At 32.6% G+C, this 1,500-nt stretch carries 1 protein-coding gene; it reads right to left on the bottom strand.

What is annotated here, in order from left to right; all coding sequences use genetic code 11:
* Positions 1-357: 357 nt before the first annotated feature.
* Positions 358-1,500: T9SS type B sorting domain-containing protein (locus tag WBN21_RS11315; protein WP_424200336.1), on the bottom strand; the 1,143-nt coding region annotated here is incomplete at its 5' end.

Consider the following 1,500-nt stretch of genomic DNA (forward strand, 5'->3'; position numbering starts at 1 on the left):
CATTCTAATTAAACCTAGGTTTAAAGTAACGAGCTGACTAATCTTTACTTTTTATAAAAGACAAATAAAACTGAATTTCAGATTTTACAGATGAAATTTTGTGTATTTAGATTATTGCTGTAAGTTCGAAAGCTATTGATAAAAATAATTTTTGCGCTTTGCCTTTTCAGTTAAAATAATGATTTGATTGTTTACAGTCCTTTGATTTTCTGTGTTTTACGTTACATCTGCAACGGAAAGTGGCTAAAAGTTCTTTTTGTTACAAAAATCAATAGAATACTGAATATGCATTCATTTCGAAAGATCAAACTTGATTGGTCGTATTGATATAAAGAATGTTATGTTCATCGATAAAAATCACCTTTTCAATGTAAAATGCCCTGTAAATTTTTGATTTTGTATAATAATAATGTACCAATAATCATCAGATGGTAATTCAACATTGTTGAATGTCCCATCCCATGAAAACGGTCCATTTTGAGAAAATTTCATAAGTTTTCCGTAGCGATTAAAAAGAGAAACTTGTGACTGGCCATAAAACTCGATGCCACTTAAGCTAAAAGTATCATTGACTCCATCATTATTTGGTGTAAAATATTTTGGTATATAGAAATGCAAATAAGTTTTAGTTACTATTTCTGGACAATTTTGTTCTTTTACATAAATTGCATATTCTCCCCCTTTAACATTAAAAAAAGTGTTAGCCGATTGGTAAATATTTCCATCTAAAGAGTATAAAAAATCACCAGTATTTGAAGTTCTGATAACAATATTGTTACTATCTGATGAAATAGTATCAATATTCGGAATTTCAGCTTGAGTGACATTGAAATTTTTAGTTTCAAAAAAACATGCTGAACTAGTAATTTCTACTGAATAAACATTATGAGTATTAATGATAATAGTATCTGTTGTTTCACCTGTACTCCAAAGATACTTAGGGTTTAACAGGCTTGAGTTTGCATGAAGTATTAGGGTTTCTCCGTTACAATAAACGAGATCTTCAGTATATTCTGCCCCAGGTGGCGTTCCTGCAATATCCCAAGCACAAGTTATTGTGTTGAAAGTTGTTGTTTCCCAGCATTGTAAATTTATTGGTGCCAAGGGCTTTGTTCCTGAAATGTCCCAACTACAGTTAGCTATATTAAAGGTTGCTGTTTCCCAACATGATATTATGGGTTGAACAGGTTGTGTTCCTGTTACATCCCATGAACAAGTTATGGTATTAAATGCAGCTGTTTCCCAACATGATATGGTAGGTTGAACTGGCTGTATTCCTGATACATCCCATACACAGGTAGTTGTATTAAAAGTTGATGTTTCCCAACATTGTAAGTCTATTGGGGCCTGTACTTGCGTTCCTGTTATATCCCATGAGCAAGTAGTTGTATTAAAAGTTGCTGTTTCCCAACATGATATTGTAGGTCTAACAGGCTGTGTTCCTGCTATGTCCCAAGAGCAAGTTACGGTGTTAAAGATTGTTGTTTGCCAACATTGTAA

Source organism: Algibacter sp. (genome assembly GCF_049667265.1).
In the GTDB taxonomy this organism is placed as follows: domain Bacteria; phylum Bacteroidota; class Bacteroidia; order Flavobacteriales; family Flavobacteriaceae; genus Algibacter_B.